The following is a 26479-nucleotide window of genomic DNA, read 5'->3' on the forward strand; positions in this document are numbered from 1 at the left end:
CAGCGTAGGAGCGTGCCTGCGCGCGACGAAGCATTATCGATAACGCCCGGTCGCGCGCAGGCACGCTCCTACGAGGAGAGGCGCTTACGCTGCGCCGCTCAGGTGCTCGTAGAGGATGACGCTGCCGACGATCACCAGGATCAAGCCGCCGAGGATCTCGGCGCGCTTGCCAATCAGGTTGCCGAGCACGCGGCCCAGCATGACGCCTGCGGTGACCATGCTGAAGGTGCACAGCCCGACCACCACCGCCACCACGCCGATATGCACGTCCAGAAACGCCAGGCTCACGCCGACCGCCATCGCATCGATGCTGGTGGCAAAACCGGTGGTGGCCAGGGCCAGCAAGCCATGCCGTTTCGGCGTCTCGGACGTTGCTTCGTCAGCGTCGTCCGCATCGCTTCGCAGCCCGGCCACGATCATGTGCGTGCCCAGCGCACCGAGCAGCACGAAGGCGATCCAGTGGTCGTAGTCGGACACATAGCTGGACGCGGCGCGCCCCAGCAGCCAGCCGATCACCGGGGTGATCGCCTCGATGCAGCCGAAGATCAAGCCGGCGCGTAACGCATCGCGCCACTGCGGCTTGCGCATCGCCGCGCCTTTGCCGATCGCCGCGGCAAACGCATCGGTCGACATCGCGAAACCGATCAAAACAATGGAAAAAGGGGACATCGACATTCTCGGGCTGGGCACGGTCACAACGACATGCGCCCGCGCCAACCGTCGTCGTGCACGCATGCCGCTGGTCTCGCCAAACCGGAACTGGTTGCCTGCACCACGGCGCAACGGCCGAGTATGTTGATGCAGGCGCTTCCGACGATGCGAAAGCAGGCTACTCCCCAAGGGGCGCGCAGTGTACCAACGCATGGCCGCGTTCGGTGCGTCTGCCGCGCACGCGAAGGTCGGTCTGATCTTTATAGCCGTGGCTATTGCGAGCAGGGGTGACACGGTTTTTGTCTTGTTTTCAGGCATCAAAGCCAGGCAGGCATGTCCACGCAACGGCGCGATGCGGCACCCGATAGCCTTGGCTATAGCGACCAACGGTCTGCATGCCGGTGACCGAGGTAGCGAAGAACGCGGGGAAAGCCGTTGATGTGGGGTGTGCTGCAAGCAGTGCGAGATGGAAACGTCATGTCTGGCTGCGCGTGCGTGAGCCAGCGCCTGCGTCGTGCTGTCTTTCCAGACGTCGTGCAGGAGTGCAGCGATCGGCAACGATGCCGCGATCTCCCCGGCGTCTCGATGTGCACGGCTTGCGATGCCGCAGGTGCTGCCTAAGCGGTTCGGGTGGACGGCGATGGTCAGGCTGCCATCGCAGCGCTGCGGAACGAGCGCGCTGCGCTCCACGCACAGGGCCGGCCGCGCTGCGGGAGGACCGCAGAAGTCAGCCTTCGGAAGCGAGCAACAGAAACACCAGCGCCGACGCAGACTCCCGGTGCGGGTCGCGGCTACATCAATGCGGCGGAAATCTCCGCCGTCGCCGCACACAGGGCCTGCAAGGCCGCGTGCGGGCCGACCAGCTCGGGGCGGCGCGCGATGAAGGGAACGGTGAGCGTATAGGTCGCACTGCCGCGTTGCAGGATCGGTGCGGTCAAGTCGACCACGCCCACCACCGCTTCGCTGGGCTGCATGGCGTAGCCATCGTTGCGCGCCTGCGCGGCGGCGGCGAGGAACTGCGCACGCTCGAACGGCACCTCGCTGGCGTCGAGCATGTCCAGCCAGCGCGCCTGCACCTCTGGCTGCTGGAACGCGAACAGCACCAGCCCGGAGCTGGAATGGGTCAATGGGCGGCGGTGGCCCGGGCGCACCACCAGGCCCAGGTCGCTGGGCACGTCCATCTGCGCGATCACCACGATCTGGTCGCCGGACGGCGCCACCAGGTGGCAGGGCTGATAGATCGCATCGGCCAGCCGGCGCATCACCGGTAGTGCCGCTTCGCTGATGCTCTGCACCTGCGGCTGCTGCATGCCGAGCATGAACAACCGATTGGTCAGCACGTAGTCGCCCTCGCCGTCGCGGGTGAGATAGCCGCGCTCCTCCAGCACCTGCAGCATGCGGAAGATCTCCCCGCGCGAGCGGCCGATGCCCTGCGAGATCGCGCCCATGCTCATCGGCTGCGCCTGGCGGGCGAGCAGCTCGAGGATGTCCAGGCCCTTGTCCAGGGCGGGGGCGCGGTACTTGGCGGGTTCGGTGCTCATCCGTTTGCGGCTCCAGGCAAGGCTGCGGCGCGCCAGGGTACAGGCATCGCGGGCTGCGGTGAGATGTGGCGCTTGCGTGCAAATATAAACAAAGATTTTATATTTGCATGGCGCTGGCGTGCGCAGTACGCTCGCCGCACAGCAACGCAAGCGCCACAGCCTTGGGAGGGGATCGGTCGCATGCATCACAGTGACATTGCCGCGTCACCGCGCGGCAACCTGGCGCGTACCGCCATGGTTCCCCTGTTGTTGATCGTGAGCCTGTTCTTTTTGTGGGGCATGGCCAACAACCTCAACGACATCCTGATCAAGCAGTTCAAGAAGGCCTTCGAGCTGACCGACCTGCAGGCAGGGCTGGTCCAGAGCGCGTTCTACCTGGGCTATTTCGTGTTCGCGATGCCGGCGGCGATGTTCATGCGCCGCTACAGCTACAAGGCGGCCGTGGTGCTGGGCCTGCTGCTGTATGCGTGCGGCGCGTTCCTGTTCTATCCGGCTGCGCAGGTGCATACCTACTGGCTGTTCCTGCTGGCCTTGTTCGTGATCGCCAGCGGTCTGGCCTTCCTGGAAACCACCGCCAATCCACTGGTGACCGTGCTCGGCCCGGCAGAAGGCGCAGCGCGGCGGTTAAATCTGGCCCAGGCATTCAACCCCTTGGGCTCGATCACCGGCGTGCTGGTCGGCCAGCACTTCATCTTCTCCGGGGTGGAGCACACCCCGGCCGAGCTGGCGGCAATGGCGCCCGCCGCGCGCGAGGCGTTCTTTGCCGCCGAATCCTCAGCCGTGCAGACGCCCTATCTGATCATCGGCGCCGTGGTGGTGCTGTGGGCGATCCTGATCGCGCTGGTGCGCTTTCCCACCGGCGCGCCGGAGAGCGATAGCGGCGTGGCGCCCAAGCGTGCACGCTTCGGCGAACTGCTGCGCAATCGGCGCTTCATGTTTTCGGTGGTGGCGCAGTTCTTCTACGTGGGTGCGCAGGTCGGCATCTGGAGCTATCTGATCCGCTATCTGCAGGATGCGGTGCCGGGCACGCCGGAAAAAACCGCCGCCACCTACCTGACCATCTCGCTGGTGCTGTTCATGGCCGGCCGCTTCGTCGGCACCGCGCTGTTGCGCTATCTGGCGCCGGCCAGGTTGCTGGCGAGTTTTGCGACGATCAATCTGGTGTTGTGCGCCGTTGCCATCGCGTTGCCGGGTTGGACCGGCTTGTACGCGCTGGTGGCTGCCAGCGTGTTCATGTCGGTGATGTTCCCGACCATCTTTGCGCTGGGCCTGGATGGCATGCATGACGATGCGCGCAAGCTGGGCTCGTCGCTGCTGGTGATGTCCATCATCGGTGGCGCGCTGCTGACGGCGGTGATGGGCGCGGTGTCGGACATGGCCGGTATCCACTGGGCGATGGTGGTACCGGGTGGGTGCTTTGCGGTGATCCTGCTGTTCGCGTTGCGTGCGCGCCGCGCTGCGCCTGCAGTTGCAGGAGCCGTCGCATGAGCGCGCGGCGTCTGTGTTACGTGCTGGATCTGCACGACGACCCGCAGTTGATCGCCGAGTACGAGCGTTGGCATCGGCCCAGCGAGGTCTGGCCGGAAGTGGTGGCCTCGCTGCAGCAGGCCGGCATCCAGGAGCTGGAGATCTTTCGCAGCGGCGACCGCCTGGTGATGCTGATGGAGGTCGGCGACGACTACGATCCGGCGGCCAAGGCGGCGCGGGATGCGGCCGATCCGCGTATCCAGGCCTGGGAAGACTTGATGTGGCGGTTTCAAAAGCCGTTGCCTGGCAGTGCGCCGGGAGAGAAGTGGCGCGAGGCCGGGCAGATCTTTGCCTTGAGTGCGGCGGTTGAAGCGGGGCAGGGGTAGGGTGTTGGCCTAAGTTTTTTGCGGATGTGTTGGCCCCGCAGTGGGGCGCTGGTCTTGGGTATCTTGCCGCTGCCGCCGGGCGTCGAAACAGGTGTCTTTTGCGGGCGCAGCGTGAGTGGCGCAGCGCAGGCGTGACAGCTGCATCGCAGATGCGCCAGGCAGAAGCGGCCTCTGTCGCGATCAGGCAATCGGGAACGCCTGTCGCGGCTTGAGCCGCTCCTACGACATCCTGGGATTAGGTGAGGCGGTGTGTTGGATTAGGCCTTTGCTGCGGCCAGGTCCTCGACCCAGAAACGGCCGTCGGGGTAGCTGAATTCCGCGATGGAGTCCGGGTGCATCTCGGCGGAGAAGCCGGCGGCTTGCGGGGCCAGGTAGCGGCCGTGCCGGATGCGCACCGGGTCCAGGAAGTGCTGGTGCAGGTGGTCGACGAATTCGATCGCGCGGTCTTCCATCTTGCCGGTGATGGCGACGAAGTCGGCCATGGCCAGGTGTTGCACCAGTTCGCACAGGCCGACGCCACCGGCATGCGGGAACACGCGGATGTTGAACTTGGCGGCCAGCAGCAGGATGGCGAGGTTTTCGTTGACGCCGCCCACGCGCGCGGCGTCGATCTGGATCAGGTCCACCGCGCCAGCCTGCAGCAGCTGCTTGAACACCACGCGGTTCTGGGTGTGCTCGCCGGTGGAGACCGGCACCGGGGTGATGCCCTGGCGGATCGCGGCGTGGCCGAGCACGTCGTCCGGGCTGGTCGGTTCCTCGATCCAGGCGATGTCGAATTCGGCCAGCTGGCGCATCCAGTCGATCGCCGGGCCCACGTCCCAGCGCTGGTTGGCATCCACCGCCATCGCGATGTCCGGGCCGATCGCCTCACGCGCCAGGCGGCAGCGGCGGATGTCGTCCTGCACGTTGGCGCCTACCTTGAGCTTGATGGTGCGGAAGCCATCGGCGACGGCTTCTTTTGCCAGGCGCACCAGCTTTTCGTCGGAGTAGCCGAGCCAGCCGGGCGAAGTGGTGTAGGCGGGATAGCCCTGTTCGATCAGCGTGGCGATGCGCTGCGCACGCTGCGGTTGCGCAGCGCGCAGGATCGCCAGCGCTTCGTCGCGGGTGAGCGCGTCGGTGAGGTAGCGGAAGTCGATGGTGTCGACCAACTGCTCCGGGCTGAGCTCGGCGATGTAGCGCCACAGCGGCTTTTTCGCCGCGCGTGCGGCCAGGTCCCAGGCGGCGTTGATCACCGCGCCGATCGCCATGTGCATCACGCCCTTTTCCGGGCCCAGCCAGCGCAGCTGCGAGTCGTTGGTGAGCCGGCGCGCGAACGCACCCAGATCGGCAATGACTTCCTCGACCGACAGGCCGACCACGTGCTCGGCCAGTGCGGCCACCGCGGCGGTCTGCACATCGTTGCCGCGGCCGATGGTGAACACCAGGCCGTAGCCGGCCAGGTCATCCGGCGCATCGGTGCGCAGCACGACGTAGGCGGCCGAGTAGTCCGGATCCGGATTCATCGCATCCGACCCATCCAGCTCGCGCGAGGTGGGGAAGCGGACGTCGTGGGTGTCGAGGGCGATGATGGTGCTCATGGAAGTCCTGGGCGATGGAAACGGGAATAAAACGCGCGAAATAAAACGGAAACGGAGGAAGGAAACGGAGACGGGCGCCAGAGCCCCTCTCCCCCGGGAGAGGGGTGAGGGTACGGACGCGAAGCGCCGACTGCATTGAAGCGTTGCAGGTACGCATGCGCTTGCAACACAGATCAACGAACAACACAGATCAACGCATCACTGCACGACCAACTGCGTGTCACTACCAACGCGCGACAGCGCCTGGAAGTTCAACGCCCTCGCACATCACTTGAAAAATTTGCGCATGACACATCAACACACATGCCGACATGTCACGCCTGACGGCAAACGCACATCGCGACGAACTGCCTGGATATGTCGCTACGTACCCTTACCCCAACCCCGCTACGCGCCCCGGCCCGCGCTTGCGGCGCGGGCGCACCAACGCACGCGCGCCAGTGGCGCGCAAGCCGTGCCTTAGTGCCCCGGTGGCAGAGGGGCTTTAGGCAGCATCACGCGGATGCGCCACCACCGGCTGGCGCTGGCGGCCAAGGCCTTCGATCTCCAGCTCCATCACGTCGCCCGGCTTCAGGTACACCGGCGGCTTCTGGCCCAGGCCCACGCCCGGCGGGGTGCCGGTGCTGATCACATCGCCCGGCATCAGCGTCATATAGCGGCTGATGTGGCTGACCAGTTCGGCCACGCCGAACACCATCGTGCGGGTGCTGCCGTTCTGGTAGCGGTGGCCGTTGACCTCCAGCCACATCGACAGGTTCTGCGGGTCGGCGATTTCATCGCGGGTGACCAGCCACGGGCCGATCGGGCCGAAGGTGTCGGCGCTCTTGCCCTTGACCCACTGGCCGCCATGCTCGAGCTGGAATTCGCGCTCGGACAGATCGTTGATGACTGCGTAGCCGGCGACGTGGTTCAGCGCGTCGTCCACCGACACATCGCGCGCCACATCGCCGATCACCACGCCCAGTTCCACTTCCCAGTCGCTCTTGACCGAGCCGCGCGGGATGATCACGGTGTCGTTGGGGCCGGTCACCGCAGTGGTGGCCTTCATGAAAAGGATCGGCATCTTGGGCACATCCATGCCCGATTCGGCCGCGTGGTCGGCGTAGTTCAACCCCACGCAGATGAACTTGCCGATCTGCCCCACTGCGGCGCCATAGCGCAGCTCGCCGTCGAGCAGCGGCAGCGTGGACACGTCCAGCGCACGCAGTTTGTCCAGGCCGGCATTGGTGATGTGCTCGCCGGCCACATCGTCGATCACGCCGCTCAAATCGCGGATGCGGCCTTCGCTATCGATCAGGCCAGGACGTTCCTGGCCGGGGGCGCCAACGCGTACGAGTTTCATGCAGTCTTCCTTTGCAGGTGAGGAATGGAGCGGCCAGCAACGCTAGCGCGCATGCATCGGGTGGATAAGGACGGCGTGCTCAAATCAAGCCAGTACGGCTCGCATCCGGCACTGGCCGCCCACGTTGGGGTACGCAGCGCGCTCAGTTGGACCAGCCGCCATCGATGATGTGGGTCTGGCCGGTGGTGAACGACGATTCGTCCGAGGCCAGGTACACCACCAGCTGCGCGATCTCGCGCGGGTCGCCCAGGCGGCCCATCGGCTGGCGGTCGGTGAAGCTCTTCCACACCGCCTGTTCGTCGCCGCCCAGTGCCTTGACGCGCTGGCCCAGCGACGGCGTCTTGATGGTGCCGGGGCAGATCGCGTTGCAACGCACGCCCCGGGCCACGTAATCGGCGGCAATGGCCTTGCTCAGGCCGATCACGGCGGCCTTGGTGACGCCATAGACGAAGCGGTTGGGCACGCCCTTGATGCTGGAGGCCACCGAGGACATGTTGATGATGCTGCCGCGGCCGCGTTCGAGCATGCCTGGCAGCACCGCCTTGCAGGTGTAGTACATCGCATCGACGTTGATCGAGAACGAGCGCCGCCAGGCCGGCTCGTCGCAATCGAGAATGCTGCCCTGGTGCACGAAGCCGGCGCAGTTGAACAGCACATCGAACGGGCCGTGCGCCGCGACCAGCGCGGCAACCGCCGCCGCGTCGGTGACATCCAGCAGCTGGGTGGTGATGGCCTCCGATTCGGCCGCCAGCGCCTGCAGGGCAGCGGCGTCGATATCGGTGGCGATCACCTGCGCACCGGCGCGTGCGCAGGCCAGCGCGCTTTCGCGGCCGATGCCGGCGCCGGCGGCGGTGATCAGGCAGCGCTTGCCATGCAGGCGGTCGTTGGGAGTTGCAGGGATCGAGACAGTCATACCGAAGAGGTTCCGTAGGTGGGGGCCGCCGGCCGTGGCAGACGATAGAACGTGCGTGCGTTGTCGCCGAACACCGCTCCGGCATGGCCGTCGGCATGTGTGGCGACCAGCTGCTGTGCGATGTCGAACCACTGCGCGTAATCGGCACGCTGGGTCAGCACCGGCCAGTCGCTGCCCCACAGCACACGCTGCGGGCCGAAGCGTGCGAACAGATGCGCGACATACGGTGCCAGCGCCTCCACGCCGGCGCCGCGCGCTGCTTCGGTGAGCAGGCCGGAGAGTTTGCAGTGCACATTGGGATGCTGGGCCAGCGCGGCCATGCCGGCGGCCCAGGCGACGAATTCGCCTGCGGCGATCTGCGGCTTGCCGCCGTGATCGATGACCACGCGCAGCTGCGGATGGCGCTTCAGGCGTGCCTGCAGCGCCGGCACATGCACGCTGCGGATCAGGGCGTCGAAGGCCAGGTCGTGCGCGAGCAGGGCGTCGAAGGCAGCATCCAGTTCGGGCTGGGCCAGCCATTGCACATCGGCGATGTCCTGCACCATCGGGCGCAGACCCTTGAGCACGCCGCCGCCGGCCTGCACCAGCGCGTCGATGCGCGCGGCGGCATCGGGCGCGGCGAAATCGACCCAACCGACCACGCCGGCAATACGCGCATCGGCGCGCGCCAGCTCGAACAGGTAACGGGTCTCGGCCTCGGTCGCGGCCGCCTGCACCACCACCACGCCCTCCATATCGGCAGCGTCCAGCGCCTGGCCGATATCGGCGGGGCCGAAGTCGCGATACAGCGGCGCCAGCTCGGGCGTCAGCCAGTGGTAATCGCCACGGGCCAGCTGCCAGAAATGCAGGTGTGCGTCGATGCGGCTCATGGCGTGGGCAGGTCCGCGTCGAGCAAGCCGCCATCGCGCAGGCGCTGCCACAGTGCCGGTGCGATCGGCGCCTGCAGGCGCGCGGCGGCTGACTGCACCTCGGCCACCGTCCGCATGCCGGCCACCACCGTGGTCACCGCCGGATGTGCCAGCGGAAACTGCAACGCCGCCGCGCCGATATCCACCTCGAATGCCGCGCAGGCCGCGTACAGGCGCTGCGCATGCTGCAGGGTGGCGGCGTCGACCGGGGCGTAGTTGTAGGTGGCGCCGGGGCCGCGTGCGTCGCTGAGCAGGCCGGAGCTGTATGGGCCGGCTGACAGGATCGCCACGTTGCGTTGCTGCGCCTGCTCGAGCAGGGCGCGGGCGCCGTGCTGTTCCAGCAGCGTGTAGCGGCCGGCCAGCATCACGCAGTCGAGCGGAAAGCGTGGCAGCACCTCCAGTGCCACGTCCTGCTCGTTGACGCCCAGCCCGATCGCCCCGCAGGCACCGGCCGCCTTCAGCTCCGCCATCGCCGGCAAGGCCTCCTCCAAGGCCTGGCGCAGCACGTTGGCGTGGTTGTCGCCGTGGGTCAGCGCACCGATGTCGTGCAGCAGCAGCACGTCGACGTAGTCGGTGCCCAGGCGCTCCAGGCTGGAGGCGAACGCGCGCCGCACGCCGTCGGCGCTGTAGTCGAACTCGGCGCGGCGGCCCGCCACTGCAAAGCCGTCGCGCCCGGCGGCGGCCTGCGCATCGTCGTAGATGCAGCGGCCGACCTTGGTCGACAGCGTGTAGGCGCCGCGCGGCACACCGGCCAAGCCGCGGCCCAGGCGGGTCTCGCTCAGCCCGTAGCCGTAGTACGGCGCGGTATCGAAGTGGCGGATGCCGGCCTGGAACGCAGCTGCCACGGCGGTCAGTGCCTGGTCTTCAGCGACCTCGGCATACAGATTGCCGATCGGCGCGGCACCAAAGCCCAGTGCCGAGAGCTGCACGTCGGTGTTGCCCAGACGCTGCCGTGCAATGGTCACGCTGCACGCTCCGCGTAGCTGGCGGTCGCCGAACAGGTGCTGACGCAATCGTTGAAGCAGTTACTGGCCATCGCAACGTCCACCAGCCGGCCGGTGCCGGACTGTTCGCATATGAATATCGCAATCATAAGTGAACAGATCACGCTGCAGTGCAGCATTGCAGCTGGTGGTGTTCAGCACGTGCGACATGTGTGGATTCCAGCACCTTGCCCGCTTGCAAGCTCCACACGCCGTGGCAGCTGATCTATGTCGAAATCCGCAGCTGGCATGAGCGCTTCCTATAACGCCGCCTGCGCGGTTGCCCCGGTCCGATACCTGGGGCTAGATACCAGCCCGTCCCGCACGAACGCGCACCCATGCCAACCACCACCCGCCGGGACCTGTTCAAGGTGCTTGCCGCCGGCGCCGTCGTCGCCCCGCTGTCGCCGGCCGCACTGGCGGGCGACGCGCGCGGCGTCTGCACCGGCACCCCGCAGTGGGCGCGCGGTATCGAAGGCCAGCGCAAGGCAGACCTGGGCAATGGCACTTACCTCAATCCCATCGTGGCCGGCGATCACCCCGACCCCACCATCCTCAAGGATGGCGACGACTACTACATGACGTTTTCGTCGTTCCTTTCCTATCCGGGCATCGTGCTGTGGCATTCCACCGACCTGGTCAACTGGACGCCGCTCGGCCCGGCGCTGCGCAAGCAGCTGGGCACGATCTGGGCACTGGACCTGTGCAAGCACGATGGCCGCTACTTCATCTATATCCCGGCCAATCCGGACGACACCGGCTGGTCGATCTTCGTGATCTGGGCCGACGACATCCGCGGACCCTGGAGCGACCCGATCGATCTGCAGATCGCCGGCTGCATCGATCCCGGCCATGTGCTGGGCGAGGACGGCAAGCGCTACCTGTTCGTCAACGGCATCCGCAAGGTGCGCCTGCGCGACGACGGCCTGGCCACCGACGGGCAGGTGGAACCGGCCTACGCGCCCTGGCGCTATCCCGACGACTGGATCGTGGAGAACTTTGCCCCCGAAGGCCCCAAGCTGACCTGGCACGATGGGTGGCTGTACCTGGTCACCGCAGTCGGCGGCACCGCCGGTCCGGTGACCGGGCACATGGTCATCGCCGCGCGTGCGCGCTCGGTGCATGGGCCATGGGAGCACTGCCCGCGCAACCCGCTGGTGCGCACCCAGTCCGAACAGGAGCCGTGGTGGTCGCGCGGGCATGCCACGCTGGTGGAAGGCCCGCGTGGCGACTGGTGGATGGTCTATCACGGCTACGAAAACGGCTTCCGCACGCTGGGCCGGCAGACCCTGCTGGAGCCGATCGAGTGGACCGCCGATGGCTGGTTCCGCGCCACCGGTGGCGATCTGTCCAGGCCATTGCGCACGCCTGCACGCGCAAACGCCACCGGCAACGCGACGCTAAGCGGCTTCGCCTTGTCCGACGATTTTTCCAGCGACAGGTTCGGCACCCAATGGAGCCTGCATGCGCCCGGGCCTGGCGAACAGGCGCGCGTGCAACGGGCAGATCGGTCGCTCACGCTGGCCTGTTCCGGCAGCTCGCCGGCCGACAGCTCGCCACTGACCTGCGGCGTGCCCGATCGCGGCTACGTCGCCGAGGTCACGCTGGAACTCATCGGCAATGCCGAGGGTGGCCTGTTGCTGTTCTACAACCACAAGGCCTTCGTCGGCATCGGCGTTACGCCCGACACCATCAAGACCTACGAGTATTCAGAAGAACTGGTGTGGGCACGCGCGCCCAACACGCGCCGACGCATCCGCCTGCGTCTGGGCAACGAGGCGCATGTGGTGACCTTCGACTATTCGTTCGACGATGGCCGGCAGTGGATCCGCCACCCGACGCGCATGGAAATGTCCGGCTTCCACCACAACGTGTTCGGCGGCTTCCTGAGCCTGCAGCTCGGCATCTACGCCGCACAGCAGGGCGCAGTGGTGTTGCGCGATTTCCGCTATCGCGCGCTGCGCTGAGCGCGGTGCTGCCGGCAAACGGCGGGGCCCGGGGGGACCCCGCCGTCAGACCTACAGTGACCGACCAAGCGTAACTGCGCAGTAGGTGTGATAGCCGCTGTCAGCCGCAGCAGTAGCAGACGTTGCCCTGCCCCAGGTCGCCGCCAAACTCCGGACATTCGGCTTTGCAGGCCCACGCACTACACGATTCGGTCTTCGGCTGTGCGTTATCGACTGCCATCACCTGGAACGCACCGAAACCGGTACTGGCCAGGAACGTGGCCGCCATCAACGCCGTCCGCAAGGTACCCCAACGCTTCTTCATGCATTACTCCTTCACCGTTGCCAAAGCCGCTGGCGCATCCGTGCGGCGCAAGGCGGCGACCAGGTCCTGCACCTGCTCCGTGGTATCGAAGACGCCAAGTCGGGAATGGCGCACGCGCCCCTGCCCGTCGATGGCCATCAGCAGTGGCACGTTGCGCGCGCGAAACAGCATCAACGCGCGACGATCGGTCAACGTGACCACTGGAAAATCGAAGCCATGCACATGCGCATAGCGCGCAGCCTGCGTCGCGTCGCACTGGCACACGCCGAGCAACTGCGGACGGCCGGGCAGATTGGCCTGTAACTGCTGCGCTGCACGCAGCACGGTGGGTGCCGAGCGCTGGCAATACGGGCAGGTGGTGGTGAAGAAGAACAGCACCTGCGCCTGTCCCTGCGGCACGCCGAGCAGATGACGCTGGCCGGCGGTATCGGTGACCTCGATGCGCGGCACGTACATGCCGTCATACGGCGCGCTGATGCGGGCCTGCAGCAACTGCTGCTGCGCGCGCAGCTGCTTGTTCTGCCATGCCAGCATGGCGATCAATGCACAGGCAATCAGCAGCCCGATCCAGAGCCAGGGGAAACGTCGCGCCATGCCAGCTCCAGTAGCGTCATCAAGCCCGAGCCTTGCCCAGGCATGAGCTGATGGTCAATGGTGATATCGACAACTGCGATGTCGCGCGGTGCGGGGGTGTGGAGGCGGTCACGCCGCTGCGCTTGGGCTTGCCAGTCTCGCAGCGGTTGGCAGGGATCGATTGCGCAACTGTGATGTGGCGTGTCGATCAGAAGCACTGCCGGTGTCTGCGAGGCACGCAGCACTATCCGAACCATCGATGAGAGTGCGTGCGGCGACTGCGCGTGTTCCTACTATAAGTGGCTGCGAGCGTTACCGCCGTCATCTGATTCTGGCCGCTGGCACCGACCATTGCCGATTGATGACGCGGCGCCCTGCCGCCAGGCGAACACAAGCGGTGCGCGATCCATCAGCGCTGATCTGCAGTGCGGCTCCAACGCGCCGACAGCAGGCAGACGCGCGTTCGGCTAGCCGGTGCTAGCCCCGCCGGTCACTCCACGCCGCGCACGAACAGCAGCTCCAGATCGCGCATCGGCACGAAGTCGGCCTGCCTGAACTGGAAGGTCAGCGGATCGATCTTCTTCAGCGCGCCGTCGAAGCATAGGCTGAGGATGTCGCTGGCGTTCTGCTTGCGGATGGTCAGCTGGAAGTCCTTGATCGGGCCGTTCCAGTTCTTGCCGGTGGTCAGCACATAACGCAGGTTGGCCCAGCCCAGGCCGTGCGCACCCTCGCGCCGCTGCATGCTGGCCTTGGTCGCCGGTTCGATGCAGGTGCGCTTTGCATACGACTCCAGCAGGAACGCGCTGCCCTGCGGCACGCCGGTGGACAGGCTGGGCGCGTAGGCATGCCGGATCTGCACACTGCCCCGTGCCGGGAAGAGCTGTTGCCAGACGAAGTACTCGCTGAGCGTGAAGCGCGGTTGCTGGTCCCGGTCGATCCAGCGCGCCGGCAACGGCGTGCGCCCGGTCGGCACGTTGCCCGATTCGGCGAACGCGGCGATATCGTCGGTGCTCCAGCCGGTGGCGGCGAATGCCTTGGAGATGTCGCTGCCATCGTCCAGCAACACCACCAGCTTGCGCGTGGTGGTCACCGGTTTGCCGTCCACCCACAGGTTGAAATCGGTCAGTTCGCTGTGATCGGCCATGCCGACATACATCGGCGGCATCGGGAAGGCGATCGGCACGCTCAATGCGCGCGCGCTGTGGTTGGTGAACACGTAGTCCACCTGCACGCGCTCCTCGCTCAGCAGCAGCGCTTCCTTGTCCATGCTGATATCGGGCTGATGCAACAGCCGGATGGTGCCGTTGTCGTCGCCGAAGCTGCTGTCGTTAGCCTGCGCACTGCCGCAGCCGAATACGGCCAGCGCAAGGACCAACCCGAGCGGGCCGCGCGGAAAAGAGAGTGGCTGCATGGATCCCCTGGCACTGGCACGCACCGACGCGCCGCAGGCGCACAGCATGCCACGCACCTGCCGATGCCGCAGCGCGGGCATGCATGGCATCAACTGCGCATGGCGTACAGTCGCACGCCCTGCGCACTCCAATCCCACGCTCCGATGCCTTCCTACGTTTCCCTGCTGGCTGTCGCCGCCTGCCTGATGCTGCCACTGCAAGACAGCCTCGCTGCTGCGCCCGATCGCAGCCAGCCTGCCGCCGTGGTCTCAAGCTGCACCGCCGATGCGTACAGCAGCTGTCCGCCCTGGATGCCGTCGCAGCGTGAGATGCGCACGGTGCTTGCCGATTACTTCTGCGAGGCCGCCGATCGCGGGCTGGTCCGGCCACGCGTCAGTCGCGTGGTGCGCGCGGAGACCTCGCAGGTCACCTGCGCTGCCCTGGGGCCGGAAACCAATTCCAATATCGTGTGCGGAGGCGACATGCATTTCATCGGCCCCGACGGCCGCACCGATTTCGTCACCTTCAGCCCCACCATGCATCGCCAGGACGATGGGCGCTATGCGATCTATGAAGGCGAGGACGAAAACGAAAACGCGGTGTGGCATGTGCCCTCGCCGCAAAGCGCGTCGAAGGTCTGCACGGGCCAGCCGTTGCGCTGATTGTCCTCTGCGGTGGTGACCTCACGCGCCGCTTCGCTGCGGCGATCGGCCTTCGTTTTCGCAGGCCGGCTGACGAACGCGCTCAATCTTCTTCAGGCGGCGGCAGCACGATGCCGTCGGCATCGATGGCGAGCTTGCCGGCCATCAGCACCGCCTGGGTGCGGTTGGTGACGCCGAGCTTGCGCAGGATCGCGGTGACATGCGCCTTGATGGTGGCCTCGGACACACCCAGGTCGTAGGCGATCTGCTTGTTGAGACGCCCGGCGCCGAGCATCTGCAGCACGCGGAACTGTTGCGGAGTGAGATCGCGCAGGCGCTGGCCCACTTCGCGTTCTTCGCTGTCGGTCGGCGGCAGGTTCTGCGCTTCGGCCGGGATCCAGCGCTCGCCATCGAGCACCGTGGCCAGGGCGCGGCCGATGGTGTCCGAATCGGCGGACTTGGGAATGAACCCGAACGCGCCATGGTCGATCGCACGCCGCATCACCGTCGGCTCTTCGCGTGCCGACACCACCACCACCGGCAACTGCGGATGCAGCGAGCGCATATGCACCAGCGCGCTGAATCCCTGCGCGCCCGGCATGTTGAGATCCATCAACAGCAGATCGGCATCCGGTTGCGCATCGGCCAGGGTGTACAGCGCATCCACCGTGTCGGCCTCGAACAACTGCACCCCCGGCATCACGCGCTGCACAGCCCCGCGCAAGGCTTCACGGAACAGGGGATGGTCATCGGCGATCAGCAGGGTGGTCATTGAGGGGCTGGGATTGGGGAATTGGGAGTGGGGAATCGGGAATCGCAAAGGCAACAGCGAAGGCAGCAAGGCAAGCAACAGCAAGACGGCGAGGTAACGGCGACGTCAGTGTGACGGGGTTGAAAATCAAGATCTGCAGTGGAGAGGAGTGGACCGGGGACCGCTTTTACGAGTCCCCAATCCGAATATTTACTCCCCGCTCCTCAGGGAACGGCTCTAACCATTCCCCACTCCCGATTCCCCATTCCCGATGCGCGTCAGCGCGCCAACCGCTCGCTCACCAACGAATCCACCACCGACGGATCAGCCAGGGTCGAGGTGTCGCCGAGTTGATCGGGTGCGTTTTCGGCGATCTTGCGCAGGATGCGGCGCATGATCTTGCCCGAGCGGGTCTTGGGCAGGCCCGGTGCCCATTGCAGGTGATCGGGTGAGGCGATCGGACCGATCTCCTTGCGCACCCAGCTCACCAGTTCCTTGTGCAGTTCCTCGCTCGGGGTTTCGCCGGCGATCAGGGTGACATAGGCATAGATGCCCTGGCCCTTGACGTCGTGCGGGAAGCCGACCACGGCCGCTTCGGCGACCTTCGGGTGCGAGACCAGCGCGCTTTCCACCTCGGCGGTGCCGATGCGGTGGCCGGACACGTTGATCACATCGTCCACGCGGCCGGTGATCCAGTAATAGCCATCGGCATCGCGGCGGCAGCCGTCGCCGGTGAAGTAGCTGCCCGGATAGGTGCGGAAGTAGGTGTCGATGAAACGCTGATGGTCGCCATAGACCGAGCGCATCTGGCCCGGCCACGAATCCAGCAGCACCAGGTTGCCTTCGGTGGCGCCTTCCAGGATCTTGCCTTCGGCATCCACCAGTGCCGGCTGCACGCCGAAGAACGGCAGGGTGGCCGAGCCCGGCTTGAGATCGACCGCGCCGGCCAGCGGCGAGATCAGGATGCCGCCGGTTTCGGTCTGCCACCAGGTGTCCACGATCGGGCAGCGGCTGTCGCCGACCACCTCGTAGTACCAGCGCCAGGCTTCCGGATTGATCGGCTCGCCGACACTGCCGAGCAGGCGCAGGCTCTTGCGCGAGGTCTTCTTGACCGGCTCCTCGCCATCGCGCATCAGCGCGCGGATCGCGGTGGGCGCGGTGTAGAAGATGCTGACCTTGTGCTTGTCGATCACTTCCCAGAAGCGCGACACGTTCGGGTAGTTCGGCACGCCTTCGAACATCACTGCGGTGGCGCCGTTGGCGAGCGGGCCATAGACGATGTAGCTATGGCCGGTGACCCAGCCCACGTCGGCGGTGCACCAGTAGATGTCGTCCTCGCGCAGGTCGAACACCACCTCATGCGTGTAGCTGGCAAACAGCAGGTAGCCGGCGGTGGTGTGCAGCACGCCCTTGGGCTTGCCGGTGGAACCGGAGGTGTAGAGAATGAACAACGGATCTTCCGCGTTCATGCGCTCGGGTTCGCACTCGGCCGGCTGGCCGTCGACCACATCGTGGAACCAGCGATCGCGCGGTGCCTGCATCTCCACCGCACCGCCGGTGTGGCGCACCACCAGTACCGTTTCCACGGTGTTGGTGCCGGGCAGTTTCAGCGCCGCATCGACATTGGCCTTGAGCGGAATTTTCTTGCCGCCGCGCAGGCCTTCGTCGGCGGTGATGATCAGCTTGCTCTGGCAATCGACCACGCGGTCGGCGATCGAGTTGGCGGCAAACCCGCCGAACACCACCGAGTGCACCGCACCGATGCGCGCGCAGGCGAGCATGGCCACGGCGGCATCGACGATCATCGGCAGATAGATGGTGACGCGGTCGCCCTTCTTGACGCCGAGATTGCGCAGCGCATTGCCGAGCTTGCAGACGCGCTCGTACAGCTCGCGATAGGTGACCGGGTAGGACTGCGCGTCCGGGCTGTCGGGTTCGAACAACAGCGCGGTCTTGTCGCCGCGCGTGGCCAGCTGGCGGTCCAGGCAGTTGACGCTGGCATTGAGCTCGCCGTCGCCGAACCAGCGGATATGGAAATCGTCCAGCGCGTAGCTGACGTCCTTCACCTCGGTGGGTTGCTTGAACCATTCCAGCCGCTGCGCGGCCTTGCCCCAGAATTGCTCGGGGTGTTCGATCGATTCGCGGTACAGCGTTGCGTACTGCTCACGCGTAATGCGCGCATCTGCGGCGAACGCGGGATCGACGGGATAAACATCAGCCATGGCACCCTCACTTGCGATGAACTTGTCGGAAGAGGACGTTGCGGCTGCCCTCGGTAGGCAATCAGTGTGCCGCATCCATTCTGTCCCGGCGTTCAACCGCGCCTTAGACCTTGGTCTTAACCGCCGCAGCGCGCGATCGGCAATCGGTTGCCGGCCCTGGTGCGACGATCGGTCACCTTGCGGAATGCTGCGTTGCAGCTACGACCAAAGGCGAATAGGCTCCAAAGCGCGGACTGCCTCACGCTCCGCACAGCATCGCCATTAAGCGCGAGGCCTTATCGGGGAGAGGGGTCCATGACACACCGTACTGCACCGTTGGTGCGCCATCCGCTGGCGGCTGCCTTGTTCGTGGCGAGCATCCTGCCGGGCGTGGCGTTCGCGCAGACCGCCAAGGAAAAGGCGCTGGAAGCACGCATTGCCGAGCTCGAGCGTCAGGTCCAGCTGCTGGTGTCGGCGCAGCAACAACAGCAGGGCCAGATCACGCAGACGCAGACCCAGGTGACCGAGGTGCGCGCCGCGCAGGCACAGGCACCGGCCGCGCCTGCAGTGCCGGCCGGCAAGCGGCCGATCCAGCTGACCAGCATCACACCGAACGCAGCGGCGGGGACAACGTTCCGTTACGGTGGTTTCATCAAGGCCGACTTCATGACCACCCGCACCTCCGACGGCGCGTTGCCCGAAGGCGCGGTAGGCCGTTACCTGTACATCCCGACCCAGACGCCGGTCGGTGGCCAGGCCTCGAGCACCGATACCGACTTCCATGCCAAGTTCTCGCGCTTCAACCTGGGCGTGGACACCGTCACCGAAAACGGCGACAAGATCACCGGCTTCATCGAACTGGATTTCTTCGGCAACGCGCTGGCCAACCAGGTCAACAACCTGTACGGCGGCACCTTGCGCCACGCCTACGTGAGCTGGAACAACTGGCTGGCCGGCCAGACCTGGTCCAACTTCATCGATTCCACGATCCTGCCCGAGGCCGCCGACATCGTCGGGCCGACCGATGGCGCGCTGTTCAGCCGTCAGACTCAGATCCGCTACACCCGTGGCGCCTTCAGCGTGTCGGCGGAAAACCCCGAGACGCTGACCACGCCCTACCAGGGCGGCAACACCATCCTGGCCTCCGACCATGGCGCGATGCCGGACCTGACCGCGCGCTACAACTGGAAGGGCACCTGGGGCACGTTCGGCCTATCGGCGATCGCGCGGCAGTACCGCACGCGCAGCGCGCTGACCAACGACACCGACTTCGGCGGCGCGATTGCCGGCGGCGGCCGCTGGATCATCAATTCCAACAACGATCTGCGCTACCAGCTCAGCTACGGCGAGGGCCTGGGGCGCTATCTGGGCCTGGGCAACGGCTCGGATGTGGAGATCGACATGGACGGCAATATCCAGACCGTCAGCACGATCGCCGGCTGGGTGGCCTGGCGCCACGACTACAACGCCAAGCTGCGCAGCACGATCATGTATTCGCGGGTGAACTACGACCACGACATCGCCAATACCGGCGCGCTTGCGAGCAAATCGCAGCAGAGCATCCGCGCCAACGTGTTCTATTCGCCGCTGCCCAAGGTCGATGTGGGCGCGGAGCTGATGTATGGCCGTCGCGAAGCCGAGAACGGCGACAGCGGCGACATTTCGCGCCTGCAATTCACCACCAAGTACAGCTTCTAGTTTCCGCCACCGGCGGCTCGTTCCACTGCGGTGGGACGGGCAAGGCCACCGTCGTTTTACCCGCGCTCTACCAGGAGACAGACAATGACCGTCTCGAATGACGCACTGATCGCCAAGATCGATGCCAATCCGAAGTACCACGCACTCAAGCGCCAGCGCAACGCGCTGGGCTGGACCCTCACCGTGCTGATGTTGCTGGCCTATTACGGCTACATCGGCCTGATCGCCTTCGACAAGGAATTCCTCGCCAAGCCGATCGGTGCCGGCGTGACCTCGATCGGCATCCCGATCGCGATCGGGGTGATGGTGTTCACCATCGTCATCACCGCCATCTACGTGCGCCGCGCCAACAACACCTATGACCAGCTGACCGCGCAGATCCTCGAGGACGCACGCAAATGAGCAAGTATTCGCGCCTTCTCCTGATCCTGGCCGGGCTGATGCCGGCCGGCATCGCGCTGGCCGCCGGCGGCGACATGGGCCAGGTCGACAAGCAGCCCACCAACTGGGTGGCGATCGGCATGTTCGGCTTCTTCGTGCTGGGCACCTTGTGGATCACCAAGTGGGCGGCGGCCAAGACCAAGTCGGCCTCGGACTTCTACACCGCCGGCGGTGGCATCACCGGCTTCCAGAACGGCCTGGCGATCGCCGGCGACTTCATGTCGGCGGCCTCGTTCCTGGGCATCACCGCGGCGGTGATGGCCAATGGCTACGACGGCCTGATCTATGCGATCGGTTTTCTGGTCGGCTGGCCGATCCTGACCTTCCTGATGGCCGAACGGCTGCGCAACCTCGGCAAGTACACCTTCGCCGACGTGGCCGGCTACCGCTTCGCGCCGACCGCCATCCGCAGCTTTGCCGCGTCGGGCACGCTGGTGGTGGTGCTGTTCTATCTGATCGCACAGATGGTCGGCGCCGGCGCCTTGATCAAGCTGCTGTTCGGCCTGGACTACTGGGTGGCGGTGACCCTGGTCGGCGTGCTGATGATGGTCTACGTGCTGTTCGGCGGCATGACCGCCACGACGTGGGTGCAGATCATCAAGGCGGTGCTGCTGCTGACCGGCGTGACCTTCATGGCGGTGGCGATCATGTGGCACTTCAACTTCAGCTTCGAGGCGCTGTTTGCCGAGGGCGTGCGGGTGAAGACGGCCATTGCGGCCAATGGCGGCGCATCGCCGGAGGACGCGGCCAAGGCCGGCCTGTCGATCATGGGCCCGGGCGGCTTCGTGAAGGACCCGATCTCGGCGATCTCGTTCGGCATGGCGCTGATGTTCGGCACCGCCGGCCTGCCGCACATCCTGATGCGCTTCTTCACCGTTCCCGATGCCAAGCAGGCGCGCAAGTCGGTGCTGTGGGCCACCACCTGGATCGGCTACTTCTACATCCTGATCTTCATCATCGGCTTCGGTGCGATCGCGCTGGTGCTGACCAACCCGCAGTTCGCCGATGTCGCCACCGGCACCATCCACGGCGGCAAGGGTGCGGCCAACATGGCGGCGGTGCTGGTCGGCAATGCGGTCGGCGGCAACGTGTTCATGGGCTTCATCTCGGCGGTAGCCTTCGCCACCATCCTGGCGGTGGTCGCAGGCCTGACCCTGTCCGGCGCCTCGGCGGTGTCGCATGACCTGTACGCCACGGTGATCAAGAAGGGCAATCCGGCGCCGGGTTCGGAGCTGAAGGTCTCGCGTGCCACCACCCTGGTGCTGGGCGTGATCGCGGTGCTGCTGGGCATCGTGTTCGAGAAGCAGAACGTGGCCTTCATGGTGTCGCTGGCGTTCGCCATCGCGGCCTCGGCCAACTTCCCGGTGCTGATCCTGTCGTTGCTGTGGAAGAACTGCACCACCCGCGGTGCGGTGGTCGGCGGTTTCCTGGGCCTGGTCTCGTCGCTGGTGCTTACCATCCTGTCGCCGTCGGTGTGGGTGGACACGCTGGGCAATGCAGCCGGCTCGGCGCCGTTCCCGTACACCTCGCCGGCGCTGTTCTCGATGACCATTGGCTTTGTCGGCATCTGGCTGTTCTCGATCCTGGATCACAGCCCGCAGGCCGCCAACGAACGTGCAGCGTTCAAGGCGCAGCAGATCCGTGCCGAAACCGGCCTGGGTGCCAGCGGTGCGTCGGGTCACTGACGTACAGTCACTGCGCAGTCGCAGAACGCCGGCCTTGTGCCGGCGTTTTGCGTTTTGGCTAAGGCTGACAGCGGGCAGCGTCTGTGTTGCCACGCCCCTACGATCGTCTTCTGACGCGAAGGCCGGGGGGTATCGGTCGAGCGCGCGCACCGCGCGGGTGCCAGCAGCGATCCAGCATCGTGACGACCCGTGCGCAACGCCCCATCAGACCTCGGTGCGCGGGCGTGCGACGCGCTGCGCGCGCATGCACGACAGCGCTGCGTCCTTGCGTGGCATCGATGCGATTGCATCGCCCGCTTCGTTTTGCACGCAATGCCTGCGCGATCGCGAACAACCGCAACACCAGCGAAGAAATTAAGTCATCTAGGGTGACTAAATTGGCCGCAAGCCGAACGCTGATCACGCCCGGCTTGGCCTCTCCCCCGGTATCGACCGGTTGGCGAGTGCGCTGCAAGCGAGTCCGCCGATTGCGTCGACCCGTCGGCTCTCGTCCACCTCTTGCCCTTCCTGTACCTACGAACCGGGACACCGAGACCATGCCTATCCTCCTCGCTCCACATCCGCTGGCCCGCGCCTGCCGCCTGTTCGGCGCCCTGGCCCTGCTGGCTGCACTGCCGCAGCTGGCGATGGCCGCCTGCAACGACAGCTCCGATATCAAGATGCAACGCATCCTGTTCAACTCCTCCAATACCGTTGTGCTGGCGCACCGTGGCTTATGGGGCAAATACGCCGGCATCGCCGACATGCCGGAAAACTCGCGCGGCTCGCTGCAGATCGCCAACGACCAGTGCATGGATGGCGTGGAACTGGACGTCAAGCTCACCAGCGATGGCGTGCCGGTATTGCTGCACGACTACAACCTGGGCCGCACCACCACCGTGTGGCAGCAACATCCTGGAGTGAAGTACGACCCGATCACCAACCAGGGCGTCAACCCGTCGATTCTGGTCACCCCGTGGTCGCAGGTCAGCCAGTTGTTCCTGCTGACGCCTGATCGTCGTACCACCACCGGCTATCACGTACCGCGTGTGGATGAGCTGTTTGCCTATTACAAGCAGCACAACCTGCGTACGCCGATGGTGTTCGACATCAAGGATGCGGCCACGGTACGCGCAGTGCGCAAGGCCGCCGAAAGCCAGTTCGGCGCGGCATCGGGCAGCTATGTGGCCGCCAAGGTCAACGCAACGCTGTACACCAGTCGCGATGCCTACCGTGCAGATGGCAGCGGCATGGTCGGCATACCGGTGTTCACCACCAACATGCTGGGCAAGATCAATGTGCGCCAGACGATTTCGGCATGGATGAACAACGGTCACCAGACGATGGAGATCAACGTCAAGCAACTCGGCGGCCTGCTGCAGAGCGATGCCGATTTCATTCGCGAGCGTGGGTATCGCGTGGGCGTCTTCCAGGCGATTCCGGATGGCCCGTCTGCTGGCAAGTTCTATCAAAACAGCGGCGCCTGCTGCTACGCGCTGTCGGATCTGTATTTCTCCTACGGCGGTGGCCGCGACACGGCCGACAATCGCGGCAATCTGGATTTCATCGTACGCGACGAGGCCTTTGGCCTGATCACCAGCGACGACCCGAAAGCGGCCATCGCCTACCTGCGTGCGCGCGGCAAGCACGACTAAGAGCAACTGACAAAACTACTGCGCAGCCGCCAGGCGGGCGCGGCCGGTGCTCGGAACCCCCATGTACCACTCGTACACGCCGGTCCCTCCGCGTCGCCCACGCCCACCTGACGACTGCTCGCTACGTTTCGTTAGCCGCTCTCAGCAGCTGTTGCCGGCCCATGCGGGCCGGCGGCCCCGGCGGCGGCACCTGCCGCCGCCGGTTCATGCCATGACGGAGATTGCCCATGTTTTCCACACCGCATTGTTTCAGGCTGCTTTGGTTGAGCCTTGCCTGCTCCACACCGCTGGCGCAGGCCGCCACGCCCGATGCACACCTGCACACTGGCCCGGCTTCCGGAAAGGTGCTGCAGATTGGACACCAGACCTTCAGTGCGCCGGAATATCGCGCGCTGGCCCTGGCCGACCTGCCGCAGAATGCCAATCCGGCCGTTGCGGCCGACCCGAGTTTCGTACGTGAATTTGCCGACCGGCTGCTGCTGGTGGACCAGGCCCGCCAGGCGCATCTGCAAGACGACCCGGTGGTGGCCGCGCACATCCGTCAGGCCACCGATGCCATTCTTGCCGAGGCAATGCAGCGGCGCGCACGCGATGCCGCGTCTATCGACGCCACGCAGGTGCAGGCCCAGTTCGATGCGCATCCGCACGATTACGACGAGGTTCGCCTCAGCCATCTATTCGTGGCGCTGCAGCCCCAAGGCGATGCCCGGCGCGGCACACCGTTGACCGATGCGCAGGCGCTCGCACGCGCACAGCGGCTCAAGCAGCAGCTGGATGCCGGCACGCCCTTCGAAGAACTGGCAATGCGCGAATCCGACGATGCTAGCACTGCGGCCGAGGGCGGCCAGCTGTCATCGATCTTCCTGCGCAACGTGGCCGATGTCTTTGCTGCGCCCGTGCAGGGGCTGGGCGTGGGGCAGGTTTCGGCCCCCGTCCGCGGGCCGGAGGGATATCACCTGATCCGTGTGGATGCGCGCATACCCGCCACGCTGGAGACAGCGCGCGGACAGATCGAAGTGCAATTGCGCGACCAGGCGGCCACCGCTGCGCTGGAACGTCTGCGCCAGGACAACCCGTTGCAGTTCGATCGCGCCGCACTGGAAGCGGCACTGCGTTGATGCCGGCGCCTGCGCTGAACGCTGGCGCGCGGCCATGGCATCGGAGGCGGTCGCGCTGGCCGGTGGCGGGCGCGGTGTGCGTGGCCGTAGCGATGTCGGCCGCCGGAATGTGGAGCCTGCGCACGCCTGCTGCGTTGCACCCGCAGAGCAGCGTCGCTGCGCGCCCTGCGGTGCATGCCGGCGTTGCATCGACGCAGCTGCCGGCGCGCGTCGCTCAGGGCCTGTTCGACAGCGCCATGCAACAGCTGGCCTGTCGTCAACAGGGTGAGGAGCGAGCCGCGCAGATCGCGCACGGCGGTGCACAGGTGCCGCCGTTGGAGGGCCGTCGCTGCGTCGCCGGCACGCAGCTGCAGATCGAGGCGCTGCTACGCACGGCCGCGGCGCACGGCGATACCGATGCGCAACGCTATCTACTTGCGCAGCGTGCGGCCGAGTTGCTGCAACGTGCGGTGGCCGGCGTACCTGCCGGCATGCCTGCGCACCTGTCGGCGAGCGACGAACAGGAGGTGGCCGCGATTGTGGCCGAGTTGGAAGCGCTGGCATTGGCGGGCCATCGCGATGCCATCGACACCTTGGCGCAGGTGGTGGAATCGCCGCTGTTGCATGCGCCCGACCCGGTGTATGCGGCGGCGTGGCGGCTGGCGTCGCGCCAACCGCCGGACCACGCGCTGGATCCATCGGCACCGTTGCAGGCAGAAGACGAATTGCTGGAGTCGCTCACCCAACAACAGCAGCAACAGGCACGTGAGCTGGCGGTTGAGTTGTTCGGCTATTGCTGCCGTGGGCGCGCTGCCACCGCAGATTGACGCCGGTTCTGCGACGCACGAACCAGCGCCCATCCAACGGCAACGCAGACTGTCAGCACCCGCGACAGGGGCGGGGCACCTTCAGTCAACGGAAGTAGCGCGCCTTCAACGGCAGCGTCGCCGCACCGATCGCGCAGGCGTCGGCCGGTGCCTCGGCCGGTAGCAGTAGCGGCATCGGCCTGCCCTGACCGCGACGCGGCAGGTTGTCGATCTGCACGGCGGCGATCAGGCGTCGGGCCAGATCGGCCGGCAGGCGGCCGCCGAACACGATCGCTTCCGGGTCGCACACCGCGGTGATTGCCGAGACGATCAACGACACCCCCGGCGCGCTGCGTGCGATCCAGCGCTCGATCGCCGGCCAGGTCGGGTCGTAGGCGGCCAGCAGGCTGCGCACGTCGGCAAACGCCACGCCGTCGTCGGCCAGCAGTTCGCGCAGCAGTTCCAGCGTGGCGCGTTCGAGCTTCTGCGCCGGCAGCATGCCGGCGAATTCACCGGCATTGCCGCGCGCACCGCGCATGACCTGGCCGTCGATGACCAGGCCGCCGCCGAACCCGTAGCTGAGATAGAGGTAGGCAAAGTCGCGATGTCGACGGCCCACGCCCAGCATCGCTTCGCCGGCAGCGGCCACGCTGCCGTCGTTGTCCATCCACACCGGCTGCGCGCAGGCCTGCGCCAGCCACGGCGCCAGGGCGAACTCGCCAAGCGCGCGCAGCGGTTCGGGCGGATTGATGCGCCCGTCCTCGCCGGTAAAGAACCCGCTCATCGCCAACCCGATCCCCAGCCGCGGCCCCACCGCGTGGTCCAGGCCTGCCAGCAGCGCTGCGTCGCCGGCCTGCAACTGCAGCAACGCCGCGCCGGCACTGCGCGCGTCCAGCGGCAGCTCGCTGACCGCCAGTACCTGGCCGGCGAAATCCACCAGCGCCAGGCTCAGCGCGTCGGTGGCGATGGAGACGCCCAAGGTGTGGCCGTGCGCCGGGTTCAACGACACCGCCACCCCCGGCTTGCCGCGGCCGGCACGTGCCACGCCGCTGCCCATGTGGACCATGCCGCGCGCCTGCAGGCCTTCGATCAGGCGCACCGCAGTCTGCACGGTCAGCCCGGTGCCGCGGCTGAGGTCGGCGCGGGTGAGCACGCCGGCCAGGCGCAGGCGGTCGAGCATGTCGCGCTCGTTGCGGCTCAGGCCGGGGAAATTCGGCGCATGCGGCGGCAATGCGACAGCGGCAGTGGACGGCATGGCGAGCGGTGGCGCGGGGGAGGGGCCAGCTTACCCGGTCCGGTCGAAATAATTAATTTACAGTAAGTTATTGAATTGCCGGCCTCTGTCATCAGCGGTCATCCCGCCTCACGCCTGCGCACCTGTCCGTGTTCCCGGCCGCGGCCTGCTGCCCCCCTGCTCGACCTGCACCGCCGAGCTGGAGATGGCCGACGGCAAGCGCCAGCCACGCGAGGCCAGCCGCGCCGACTACGGCGAGGCGCCCAACCGCGCCGCGCGCTGGACTGG

At 66.3% G+C, this 26479-nt stretch carries 23 protein-coding genes, 1 other RNA gene and 1 riboswitch; of the genes, 11 read left to right on the plus strand and 13 right to left on the minus strand.

All coding sequences use genetic code 11. From position 1 onward, the window contains the following. Positions 1 to 84: 84 nt before the first annotated feature. Complete coding sequence (locus tag GGR73_RS18855) at positions 85 to 669, minus strand: manganese efflux pump MntP (protein ID WP_046346108.1); 585 nt, start codon at positions 667 to 669, stop codon at positions 85 to 87. Between the two features lie 12 nt (positions 670 to 681). Continuing rightward, positions 682 to 844: riboswitch (yybP-ykoY riboswitch) on the minus strand. Between the two features lie 598 nt (positions 845 to 1442). Continuing rightward, a complete protein-coding gene (locus tag GGR73_RS18860; protein ID WP_016901778.1) occupies positions 1443 to 2192 on the minus strand; it encodes an IclR family transcriptional regulator in 750 nt (249 codons plus the stop codon). A 180-nt stretch (positions 2193 to 2372) separates the two neighbouring features. On the opposite strand from GGR73_RS18860, the gene fucP reads away from it, so the two are divergent. Continuing rightward, positions 2373 to 3680 (plus strand): L-fucose:H+ symporter permease, encoded by a 1308-nt coding sequence (gene fucP, locus GGR73_RS18865; protein WP_046345091.1) that lies wholly within the window; start codon positions 2373 to 2375, stop codon positions 3678 to 3680. Then, positions 3677 to 4045 (plus strand): L-fucose mutarotase, encoded by a 369-nt coding sequence (locus GGR73_RS18870; protein WP_184458317.1) that lies wholly within the window; start codon positions 3677 to 3679, stop codon positions 4043 to 4045. The genes fucP and GGR73_RS18870 overlap by 4 nt, the downstream gene beginning before the upstream one ends. A gap of 257 nt (positions 4046 to 4302) precedes the next feature. Here GGR73_RS18870 and GGR73_RS18875 read toward each other — a convergent pair whose 3' ends face one another. From GGR73_RS18875 to GGR73_RS18895, 5 genes are all read right to left on the minus strand, one after another. Continuing rightward, a complete protein-coding gene (locus tag GGR73_RS18875) occupies positions 4303 to 5622 on the minus strand; it encodes an L-fuconate dehydratase (protein WP_184458319.1) in 1320 nt (439 codons plus the stop codon). A gap of 484 nt (positions 5623 to 6106) precedes the next feature. After that, entirely contained in the window at positions 6107 to 6964 is an 858-nt protein-coding gene (locus GGR73_RS18880; protein WP_184458321.1) for a fumarylacetoacetate hydrolase family protein, read from the minus strand. A 142-nt stretch (positions 6965 to 7106) separates the two neighbouring features. Next, on the minus strand, positions 7107 to 7877 hold the full coding sequence (locus GGR73_RS18885; RefSeq protein ID WP_184458322.1) for an SDR family oxidoreductase: 771 nt from the start codon (positions 7875 to 7877) through the stop codon (positions 7107 to 7109). Further along, the gene (locus GGR73_RS18890) at positions 7874 to 8746 is read right to left on the minus strand and encodes an amidohydrolase family protein (RefSeq protein WP_184458324.1); all 873 of its coding nucleotides are present in this window, start codon (positions 8744 to 8746) and stop codon (positions 7874 to 7876) included. The genes GGR73_RS18885 and GGR73_RS18890 overlap by 4 nt, the downstream gene beginning before the upstream one ends. Then, positions 8743 to 9744 carry an aldo/keto reductase gene (locus tag GGR73_RS18895; RefSeq protein WP_184458492.1) on the minus strand — a complete coding sequence of 334 codons (1002 nt, stop codon included), beginning with the start codon at positions 9742 to 9744 and terminating at the stop codon, positions 8743 to 8745. The genes GGR73_RS18890 and GGR73_RS18895 overlap by 4 nt, the downstream gene beginning before the upstream one ends. Positions 9745 to 10106: 362 nt before the next feature. On the opposite strand from GGR73_RS18895, the gene GGR73_RS18900 reads away from it, so the two are divergent. Further along, complete coding sequence (locus GGR73_RS18900) at positions 10107 to 11735, plus strand: family 43 glycosylhydrolase (protein ID WP_184458326.1); 1629 nt, start codon at positions 10107 to 10109, stop codon at positions 11733 to 11735. Positions 11736 to 11835: 100 nt separating this feature from the next. Here the strand turns inward: GGR73_RS18900 and GGR73_RS18905 are convergent, their stop codons facing one another. The 3 genes from GGR73_RS18905 to GGR73_RS18915 form a co-directional block, all read right to left on the minus strand. After that, positions 11836 to 12039: a hypothetical protein gene (locus GGR73_RS18905; protein ID WP_016901788.1), complete on the minus strand. Its 204-nt coding sequence runs from the start codon at positions 12037 to 12039 to the stop codon at positions 11836 to 11838. 3 nt (positions 12040 to 12042) lie between these two features. Continuing rightward, positions 12043 to 12606, minus strand: coding sequence for a TlpA disulfide reductase family protein (locus GGR73_RS18910; RefSeq protein WP_184458493.1), 564 nt, complete (start codon positions 12604 to 12606; stop codon positions 12043 to 12045). 496 nt (positions 12607 to 13102) lie between these two features. Continuing rightward, the gene (locus GGR73_RS18915) at positions 13103 to 14023 is read right to left on the minus strand and encodes a DUF4424 domain-containing protein (RefSeq protein WP_184458328.1); all 921 of its coding nucleotides are present in this window, start codon (positions 14021 to 14023) and stop codon (positions 13103 to 13105) included. A gap of 309 nt (positions 14024 to 14332) precedes the next feature. Here GGR73_RS18915 and GGR73_RS18920 point away from each other — a divergent pair, with 309 nt between their 5' ends. Then, positions 14333 to 14665 (plus strand): hypothetical protein, encoded by a 333-nt coding sequence (locus tag GGR73_RS18920; protein ID WP_226427882.1) that lies wholly within the window; start codon positions 14333 to 14335, stop codon positions 14663 to 14665. 82 nt (positions 14666 to 14747) lie between these two features. Here the strand turns inward: GGR73_RS18920 and GGR73_RS18925 are convergent, their stop codons facing one another. Next, complete coding sequence (locus tag GGR73_RS18925; protein WP_016901792.1) at positions 14748 to 15416, minus strand: response regulator transcription factor; 669 nt, start codon at positions 15414 to 15416, stop codon at positions 14748 to 14750. Positions 15417 to 15673: 257 nt separating this feature from the next. Further along, the gene (acs, locus tag GGR73_RS18930) at positions 15674 to 17617 is read right to left on the minus strand and encodes an acetate--CoA ligase (RefSeq protein WP_065033398.1); all 1944 of its coding nucleotides are present in this window, start codon (positions 17615 to 17617) and stop codon (positions 15674 to 15676) included. A 294-nt stretch (positions 17618 to 17911) separates the two neighbouring features. On the opposite strand from acs, the gene GGR73_RS18935 reads away from it, so the two are divergent. The 7 genes from GGR73_RS18935 to GGR73_RS18965 all read left to right on the plus strand — a co-directional run bounded on the left by GGR73_RS18935 (position 17912) and on the right by GGR73_RS18965 (position 24978). Next, positions 17912 to 19294, plus strand: a complete 1383-nt coding sequence (locus GGR73_RS18935) for a DcaP family trimeric outer membrane transporter (RefSeq protein WP_039521213.1) — start codon at positions 17912 to 17914, stop codon at positions 19292 to 19294. 84 nt (positions 19295 to 19378) lie between these two features. After that, positions 19379 to 19696, plus strand: coding sequence for a DUF485 domain-containing protein (locus GGR73_RS18940; RefSeq protein ID WP_024937573.1), 318 nt, complete (start codon positions 19379 to 19381; stop codon positions 19694 to 19696). After that, entirely contained in the window at positions 19693 to 21420 is a 1728-nt protein-coding gene (locus GGR73_RS18945) for a cation acetate symporter (RefSeq protein WP_065033399.1), read from the plus strand. Before GGR73_RS18940 ends, GGR73_RS18945 begins: the two co-directional genes overlap by 4 nt. A gap of 626 nt (positions 21421 to 22046) precedes the next feature. Next, positions 22047 to 23054, plus strand: coding sequence for a glycerophosphodiester phosphodiesterase family protein (locus GGR73_RS18950; RefSeq protein ID WP_024937571.1), 1008 nt, complete (start codon positions 22047 to 22049; stop codon positions 23052 to 23054). A 61-nt stretch (positions 23055 to 23115) separates the two neighbouring features. Further along, positions 23116 to 23191: non-coding RNA, sX9 sRNA (locus tag GGR73_RS18955), on the plus strand. Positions 23192 to 23281: 90 nt separating this feature from the next. Next, entirely contained in the window at positions 23282 to 24172 is an 891-nt protein-coding gene (locus GGR73_RS18960; RefSeq protein WP_081280687.1) for a peptidylprolyl isomerase, read from the plus strand. A 92-nt stretch (positions 24173 to 24264) separates the two neighbouring features. After that, the gene (locus GGR73_RS18965; protein WP_425522050.1) at positions 24265 to 24978 is read left to right on the plus strand and encodes a hypothetical protein; all 714 of its coding nucleotides are present in this window, start codon (positions 24265 to 24267) and stop codon (positions 24976 to 24978) included. 85 nt (positions 24979 to 25063) lie between these two features. Here GGR73_RS18965 and GGR73_RS18970 read toward each other — a convergent pair whose 3' ends face one another. After that, positions 25064 to 26212, minus strand: coding sequence for an ROK family transcriptional regulator (locus tag GGR73_RS18970; protein ID WP_184458330.1), 1149 nt, complete (start codon positions 26210 to 26212; stop codon positions 25064 to 25066). Positions 26213 to 26479: the final 267 nt, after the last annotated feature.

This window comes from Xanthomonas sp. F14, assembly GCF_014199865.1.

Bases quoted from the DNA above. Each gene is read 5' to 3' on its own strand.
- GGR73_RS18855 (WP_046346108.1), bottom strand. From the start codon at position 669: ATGTCCCCTTTTTCCATTGTTTTGATCGGTTTCGCGATGTCGACCGAT.
- GGR73_RS18860 (WP_016901778.1), bottom strand. From the start codon at position 2,192: ATGAGCACCGAACCCGCCAAGTACCGCGCCCCCGCCCTGGACAAGGGC.
- fucP (WP_046345091.1), top strand. From the start codon at position 2,373: ATGCATCACAGTGACATTGCCGCGTCACCGCGCGGCAACCTGGCGCGT.
- GGR73_RS18870 (WP_184458317.1), top strand. From the start codon at position 3,677: ATGAGCGCGCGGCGTCTGTGTTACGTGCTGGATCTGCACGACGACCCG.
- GGR73_RS18875 (WP_184458319.1), bottom strand. From the start codon at position 5,622: ATGAGCACCATCATCGCCCTCGACACCCACGACGTCCGCTTCCCCACC.
- GGR73_RS18880 (WP_184458321.1), bottom strand. From the start codon at position 6,964: ATGAAACTCGTACGCGTTGGCGCCCCCGGCCAGGAACGTCCTGGCCTG.
- GGR73_RS18885 (WP_184458322.1), bottom strand. From the start codon at position 7,877: ATGACTGTCTCGATCCCTGCAACTCCCAACGACCGCCTGCATGGCAAG.
- GGR73_RS18890 (WP_184458324.1), bottom strand. From the start codon at position 8,746: ATGAGCCGCATCGACGCACACCTGCATTTCTGGCAGCTGGCCCGTGGC.
- GGR73_RS18900 (WP_184458326.1), top strand. From the start codon at position 10,107: ATGCCAACCACCACCCGCCGGGACCTGTTCAAGGTGCTTGCCGCCGGC.
- GGR73_RS18905 (WP_016901788.1), bottom strand. From the start codon at position 12,039: ATGAAGAAGCGTTGGGGTACCTTGCGGACGGCGTTGATGGCGGCCACG.
- GGR73_RS18915 (WP_184458328.1), bottom strand. From the start codon at position 14,023: ATGCAGCCACTCTCTTTTCCGCGCGGCCCGCTCGGGTTGGTCCTTGCG.
- GGR73_RS18920 (WP_226427882.1), top strand. From the start codon at position 14,333: ATGCGCACGGTGCTTGCCGATTACTTCTGCGAGGCCGCCGATCGCGGG.
- GGR73_RS18925 (WP_016901792.1), bottom strand. From the start codon at position 15,416: ATGACCACCCTGCTGATCGCCGATGACCATCCCCTGTTCCGTGAAGCC.
- acs (WP_065033398.1), bottom strand. From the start codon at position 17,617: ATGGCTGATGTTTATCCCGTCGATCCCGCGTTCGCCGCAGATGCGCGC.
- GGR73_RS18935 (WP_039521213.1), top strand. From the start codon at position 17,912: ATGACACACCGTACTGCACCGTTGGTGCGCCATCCGCTGGCGGCTGCC.
- GGR73_RS18940 (WP_024937573.1), top strand. From the start codon at position 19,379: ATGACCGTCTCGAATGACGCACTGATCGCCAAGATCGATGCCAATCCG.
- GGR73_RS18945 (WP_065033399.1), top strand. From the start codon at position 19,693: ATGAGCAAGTATTCGCGCCTTCTCCTGATCCTGGCCGGGCTGATGCCG.
- GGR73_RS18950 (WP_024937571.1), top strand. From the start codon at position 22,047: ATGGCCGCCTGCAACGACAGCTCCGATATCAAGATGCAACGCATCCTG.
- GGR73_RS18960 (WP_081280687.1), top strand. From the start codon at position 23,282: ATGTTTTCCACACCGCATTGTTTCAGGCTGCTTTGGTTGAGCCTTGCC.
- GGR73_RS18965 (WP_425522050.1), top strand. From the start codon at position 24,265: ATGTCGGCCGCCGGAATGTGGAGCCTGCGCACGCCTGCTGCGTTGCAC.
- GGR73_RS18970 (WP_184458330.1), bottom strand. From the start codon at position 26,212: ATGCCGTCCACTGCCGCTGTCGCATTGCCGCCGCATGCGCCGAATTTC.